Source organism: Streptomyces sp. NPDC059371 (genome assembly GCF_042751995.1).
Classification (GTDB): Bacteria; Actinomycetota; Actinomycetes; order Streptomycetales; family Streptomycetaceae; genus Streptomyces.
Genome location: NZ_JBHYXD010000039.1, coordinates 64,182 through 70,043, shown reverse-complemented (window position 1 = coordinate 70,043; position 5,862 = coordinate 64,182). Strand labels below are relative to the sequence as shown.

General features: G+C 73.6%; 4 protein-coding genes. 1 reads left to right on the top strand and 3 read right to left on the bottom strand.

The genetic code is table 11. The features are described 5' to 3' along the window. Window positions 1-108: 108 nt before the first annotated feature. From ACFXGX_RS22460 to ACFXGX_RS22450, 3 genes are all read right to left on the bottom strand, one after another. Window positions 109-759, bottom strand: coding sequence for a hypothetical protein (locus tag ACFXGX_RS22460; RefSeq protein WP_384794026.1), 651 nt, complete (start codon window positions 757-759; stop codon window positions 109-111). A 206-nt stretch (window positions 760-965) separates the two neighbouring features. Continuing rightward, a complete protein-coding gene (locus tag ACFXGX_RS22455; RefSeq protein ID WP_384794052.1) occupies window positions 966-1,661 on the bottom strand; it encodes a GntR family transcriptional regulator in 696 nt (231 codons plus the stop codon). A gap of 292 nt (window positions 1,662-1,953) precedes the next feature. After that, window positions 1,954-3,309 carry an aspartate aminotransferase family protein gene (locus ACFXGX_RS22450; RefSeq protein ID WP_384794023.1) on the bottom strand — a complete coding sequence of 452 codons (1,356 nt, stop codon included), beginning with the start codon at window positions 3,307-3,309 and terminating at the stop codon, window positions 1,954-1,956. A 303-nt stretch (window positions 3,310-3,612) separates the two neighbouring features. Here ACFXGX_RS22450 and ACFXGX_RS22445 point away from each other — a divergent pair, with 303 nt between their 5' ends. After that, window positions 3,613-5,673, top strand: coding sequence for a serine/threonine-protein kinase (locus ACFXGX_RS22445; RefSeq protein WP_384794020.1), 2,061 nt, complete (start codon window positions 3,613-3,615; stop codon window positions 5,671-5,673). Window positions 5,674-5,862: the final 189 nt, after the last annotated feature.

The window sequence follows — 5,862 nt, the reverse complement described above, 5'->3', positions numbered from 1 at the left end:
GTTACCCCTCACCCACGTTACCCTGCCGCCTGGGGCCCGGGTGTGCCGCGCGGGCGGGCCGGGGGGGGGGGCCAACGACCCCGGGCCCCCCACCCCGGGACGGGCGGATCAGCTGAAGACGATCATGGAGCCCTGGGCGAGACTCCGGGTCGCCGCGGCGTGGAGGCCCAGCCAGACGTGACGCTCGCGGGCGAAGGGGCTGGAGTCGTAGGGGGCCGGAGCGGCGGGCTCCTCCAGCTCCGTCGGGGCGCTCGGGGGCTGCGGCGGCGCAGGCGGGTTCGCCGGGTCGATGCCGATCGAGGGGGCCACGAACTCGAGTTCGCGCAGGAGAACCTGGGACGAGCCCAGCGGCCCGCCGCCCGCGAGGAGTTCGTCGTTGGCCAGCGGGTGCGGGAAGTCCACCGGGACGTAGGCGCCCGCGTGGTCGTAGTGCCAGACCAGATGGGACTGCTGGGCGTTCGTCTCGAACATCTCCAGCAACTGCTCGTAGTCGCCGCCGAGTTCATCGACCGGCGCCACCGCGAGCCCGCACATCTGGAGCAGGTAGGCGCGGCGCAGGAAGTGCAGCGCGTCGTAGTCGAATCCGGCGACCGGGGCCACGTCACCCGACAGACCCGGCATGTACGCGTACACCGGCACCGGGGGAAGCCCGGCCTCGGCGAGCACCTTGTCGTAGAGCGCCAGTTCCTCGGCGAAGGGGTTGTCGGGGGTGTGGCACAGCACGTCGACGAGCGGGACCAACCACAGGTCACAGGCCAACAGACGGCTCCTCTTGCTCCTTGGGGTGCAGGGTGGTCAGGGCAGCGTAATGCGCGTGGCGGTCCTGTGAAGAGGCCGGTGCGCAACTGGGCCGCCGGGCGGCCGGGGTTGTCCGTTTCCGGGAGCCACGCCGCCATCCTCCCGATCACCCGGCGGGAGTGTCCCCAAACACGGGAACGGGACCGATCCGGTCGGAGGTCCGCGCCTCAGGGGGCGTCGAGGCGCTCGATGAGGGTGAGCGCGTGCTCGTTGTACGCCGTCACGATCGCCCGCGCCCCGTCGGCGTCGCGGTGCGCGAGGGCGTCCACCAGCTCGGTGTGGCCGGACCACAGATGGCCCTTGAGGTCGGAGATGTGGCGCAGGTGCTGGACCGTGCAGACCCATGACTGGACCCGCATCCGGTGCAGGAAGTCGGCGAGGTAGGTGTTGCCGAACAGGTTGCTGAGTTCGCGCCAGTAACGGAGGTCGTAGCCGATGAGGATGTTCAGGTCGCCGGCGGTCGCCGCGCGCTGGGCCTCCTCGCCGCGGCGCCGGACGGCCGCGAGGGCGGCGAGCGCGCGCGGGTCGTCGGCCTGCGGCATGCCGCTCGCCACGAGACTCTGGAACATGCCCTCCGTGATCAGGCTGCGCGCCTCGATCATGCCGCGGTAGTCGGCGCCGGAGTACTCGTGGACCCGGAAGCCGCGGTGCTGGTCCGCGTCCAGAAGCCCCTGCGCCGACAGATCGACCAGGGCCTCGCGGACCGGGGTGGCGGACACGCCGTACTGCTCGGCGATCTCCTTCACCGTGAACTCCTGGCCGGGCCGCAGGCGCCCGCCGAGCACCTCGTCACGGAGCGCGTCCGCGATCTGCTGTCGCAGGGTGCTGCGTGTTACGGCGCCACTGCCGCCGGTGCCGGCCATGGTGGTGATCTCACTCCCCGTCGCGTGGGTCGGTGCGCGCATCTACTCGCGTATCTCTTCGAGCAGGCCACCATACGCCGTGGGGGCCTGCCGCCCGACTCCCCGCCACCCCGAAGGGACACGAGGAGCCACCACGACCGACCCCCACCAGGAGCGACGACCCTGAGCACCAGGAGCGACGACCTTGAGCACCAGGAGCGGGAACCCCTGAGCACCAGGAGAGGGAGCCCCTGGGTACAAGGAGCGGAAGCCCCTGAGCACCAGGAACGGGAACCCCTGAGCCCTCAGGACCTCACACCGTGTGCTCGTCAGCCACCGACAGTGCCTCGTCCAGGGCCGCGAGGCCCTCCTTGGCCTCGGCCTCGGTGATGTTGCACGGCGGCACGACGTGGGTGCGGTTCATGTTGATGAAGGGCCACAGACCGCGGGCCTTGGCCGCGGCGCCGAACGCGGCCATCGGCGCGTTCGCCTCGCCCGACGCGTTGTACGGGACCAGCGGCTCCCGGGTCTCCCGGTCCTTCACCAGCTCCAGCGCCCAGAAGACGCCCGTGCCGCGCACCTCGCCGACGCTCGGGTGCCGCTCGGCCAGCGCGCGCAGCCCCGGTCCGAGGACGGTCTCGCCGATCGCGGCCGCCTGGCCGACGATGCCCTCCTCCTCCATGACGTTGATCGTCGCGACCGCGGCGGCACAGGCCAGCGGGTGACCGGAGTAGGTGAGCCCGCCCGGGTAGGGCCGCCGGGCGAAGGTGTCGGCGATGGCGGAGGAGATCGCCACGCCGCCCAGCGGCACATAGCCGGAGTTCACGCCCTTGGCGAAGGTCATCAGGTCCGGCGTCACCTCGTAGTGGTCCGCCGCGAACCACTTGCCGGTGCGGCCGAACCCGGCCATGACCTCGTCCAGGACGAAGACGATCCCGTACCGGTCGCAGATCTCGCGCACTCCGGCGAGGTAGCCGGCCGGCGGCGTCATGATCCCCGCGGTGCCCGGGATCGTCTCCAGGATGACGGCGGCTATGGTCCCGGGCCCCTCGAAGGCGATCGTGTCCTCCAGATGCTGGAGCGCGCGCTCGCACTCCTGCCGCTCACTGTCGGAGTGGAAGGGGCTGCGGTACAGGAACGGCGCCCAGAAGTGGACGACACCGGCCGCCCCGATGTCGTTCGGCCAGCGCCGCGGGTCACCGGTGAGGTTGATCGCCGTGGAGGTGGCGCCGTGGTACGAGCGGTAGGCGGAGAGCACCTTCGGGCGGCCGGTGTGCAGCCGGGCCATCCGTGTGGCGTTCTCGACGGCCTCCGCGCCGCCGTTGGTGAAGAAGATCTTGTCCAGGTCGCCGGGGGTCCGCTCGGCGATCAGCCGGGCCGCCTCCGAACGCGCCTCGACGGCGAAGGCGGGCGCGAACGTGGACAGGGTCGCGGCCTGTTCCTGGATCGCGGCGACGACCTTCGGGTGCTGGTAGCCGATGTTGGTGAAGACGAGCCCACTGGTGAAGTCCAGATACCGCTTGCCTTCGTAGTCCCAGAAGTACGACCCCTCGGCGCCGGCGACGGCGAGCGGGTCGATGAGCTCCTGCGCGGACCAGGAGTGGAACACGTGCGCGCGGTCCGCGGCCTTCACTGCGGCGCCGGCCTGGGGGTTGGGCTGAGGGGTCATGCGGCGAAGCGTAAATGTCCACGGACCGGGCGCGATATCGGCGTCCTGTCTGCGGGCGGGGGCTTTCCGCGACAGACTGTCGGGCTTGGCCGGGGGGTGCGCGGGACCGCCGCGGGGCCCGGCACGGGCCTCCGGTGAGCGCTCGGGGCGGTCCCGGGGCCGGGAACGGCGAGGGCGGCGATGCAGTCCGTTACCAAAACGGCACCAGCCGTGACGAAACCGTGGACACGGGCCCGCCCGGCTTCCGCCACGGCGCACTATCCTCGCTCTGTTGCACACATATGGGGGAGGGTGGGCACTGCCATGGAGAAGCTGGGGGCGGGGGATCCGCAGCAGATCGGGGCGTACCGGCTGCTTGCGAGACTCGGCGCCGGAGGGATGGGCCACGTCTATCTCGCGCGGTCCGACCGGGGGCGTACGGTCGCCGTCAAACTCGTCCGGCCCGAACTCGCCGAGCAGGAGGAGTTCCGGGCCCGCTTCCGCCAGGAGGTGCGGGCCGCCCGCCGCGTCGGCGGGCTCTGGACCGCGCCCGTCCTGGACGCGGACACCGATGCCCCGATTCCCTGGGTGGCCACCGGCTATGTCGCGGGGCCCTCGCTCCAGGCCGTCGTCGGACGCGATCACGGCGCACTGCCCGAGCGGTCCGTGCGCATCCTCGCCGCGGGTCTCGCGCACGCGCTCCAGGACATCCACGCCGCGGGCCTGATCCACCGTGACCTCAAGCCCTCGAACGTCCTCGTCACCATCGACGGCCCCCGCGTCATCGACTTCGGCATCGCGCGTGCCCTGGAGACGGTGACGGACGGCGGCCTGACCCACACCGGGGCGCTCGTCGGCTCTCCGGGATTCATGGCTCCCGAGCAGGTGCGCGGCGACCGCGTCACACCCGCGTGCGACATCTTCTGCCTCGGCTCGGTCCTGTCGTACGCGGCCACCGGCGCCCTTCCGTTCGGCGCGGCCAACAGCGGTGTGCACGCCATGATGTTCCGCATCGCGCAGGAGGAGGCGGACCTGACGGGGGTGCCCGAGGGGCTCGCCGACCTCGTACGGGACTGTCTGCGCAAGGATCCGGGCGCCCGGCCCGGTCTCGACGAGATCCTGGAGCGCACGGGCGCGGAGGACACCGTCTCGGAGGGCCGCACCCTCGACCCCTGGCTGCCCGGTTCGCTGGTGGCCCAGCTCGGGCGGCACGCCGTACGGCTGCTGGACACGGAGAACCCGGACCAGGGGCCGCCGCAGCTCCCGGCGGGCGCTCCGGCGCCCGGGGCCCTGCTCGCCCTGCCGCCGGCACCCGTCGCCACCCCCGATCTCTCCAAGCCGCCGGTCGGATCGCCCTCCGCCTCGGCTTCCGCCTCCTCCTCGACGCCGTCGTCCTCGTCCTCGGCGCCCGCCGCGTCCTCCGAGGCCTCTCCGGAACACGCGCCCGCGCCCGCCGACGGGGGCGCCACCCCGCCGCCGCCGGGGCAGCCCGGTCCCGTGAACCATCTCCCGACCGTGATCGGCGGCTCGGGCGCGACGCCTCCCCCGGCGGCGCCGGCCAGCCCGCACCCCGCCTACGGCTATCCGCAGCAGCACCCGGGGCCCCCCGGCCAGGGCCCGGCCCACCCCGCGTACGGCTACCCGCAGGCAGGGTGGGGTGCGGCCCAGCCGCCGTACGGTTCGACACCTCCCTACGGTCCGGGTGCGGCCGCCCAGCCGTACGGTCCCGGCGGTGCGACCCCGCCGTACGGCCCGACCCCTCCGTACGGTCACGGTGTCGCCCCGCTCGGACCGGAGCCCGCGCAGCGGACCGGCCGGTCCACGGTCCTCCTCGTGGTCGTGGCCCTGGTCGTCGCGCTCGGCGCGGGAGGCAGCGTGTTCGCGCTGCTGAACGGGCGAGGGGGCGGGGGCGGTCAGGACGACCCCAAGGCGTCCGGCTCGGCCTCCGACGCGCCGACGACACCGGGGCAGAGCGCCTCGCAGGTTCCGGACGGCGGCACGACGGTGCCGCCCGGCGGGCAGACGACGCAGGCGGGCACCGTCCCGGAGGCGTTCGTCGGCACCTGGGACGCGGTCATCGACAACAAGACCGGCCACCACACGCGCCGGATGACGATTCAGCAGGGCGGTGTCGGCGACACGGTGCTGACGATCGTCGCGGACGGCTCGGCCGGGTACCACTGTGTCTTCCAGGCCGCTCTCGCCGCCACCCCGGGGTCCGGCGGGCCGCTGGAGTTCGGCCCCTCCGAGGTCACCGTCGGCGGACCGCCGTCCTGCAACCCGGGTGACGCCTCCGAGGTCACCCTGCTGTCGGACGGCCGGCTGCGGCGGGCGAAGACCGGTTCGGCGGCCGAGGCCGAGCTGACCTACACCAGGAGCGGCTGAGTCCACGGCCCGTCCCGCGGGCAGCCGCCCCCCCGGCGGGCCCGGGGCCCCCCCCGGGGCGCGCCCGGGGGGGGCGCGGCGGGGGGGCTCCGCGGCCCCCCCCCGGCGGGGGGTGGGCGCCCCGGGGGGGGGGGCGCGGGCCGCGTCCGGCTCCCGCGGCGGAATGGGCTGGAGCGGACACATCCCGGT

Bases quoted from the DNA above. Each gene is read 5' to 3' on its own strand.
- ACFXGX_RS22455 (WP_384794052.1), bottom strand. From the start codon at position 1,661: ATGGCCGGCACCGGCGGCAGTGGCGCCGTAACACGCAGCACCCTGCGA.
- ACFXGX_RS22450 (WP_384794023.1), bottom strand. From the start codon at position 3,309: ATGACCCCTCAGCCCAACCCCCAGGCCGGCGCCGCAGTGAAGGCCGCG.
- ACFXGX_RS22445 (WP_384794020.1), top strand. From the start codon at position 3,613: ATGGAGAAGCTGGGGGCGGGGGATCCGCAGCAGATCGGGGCGTACCGG.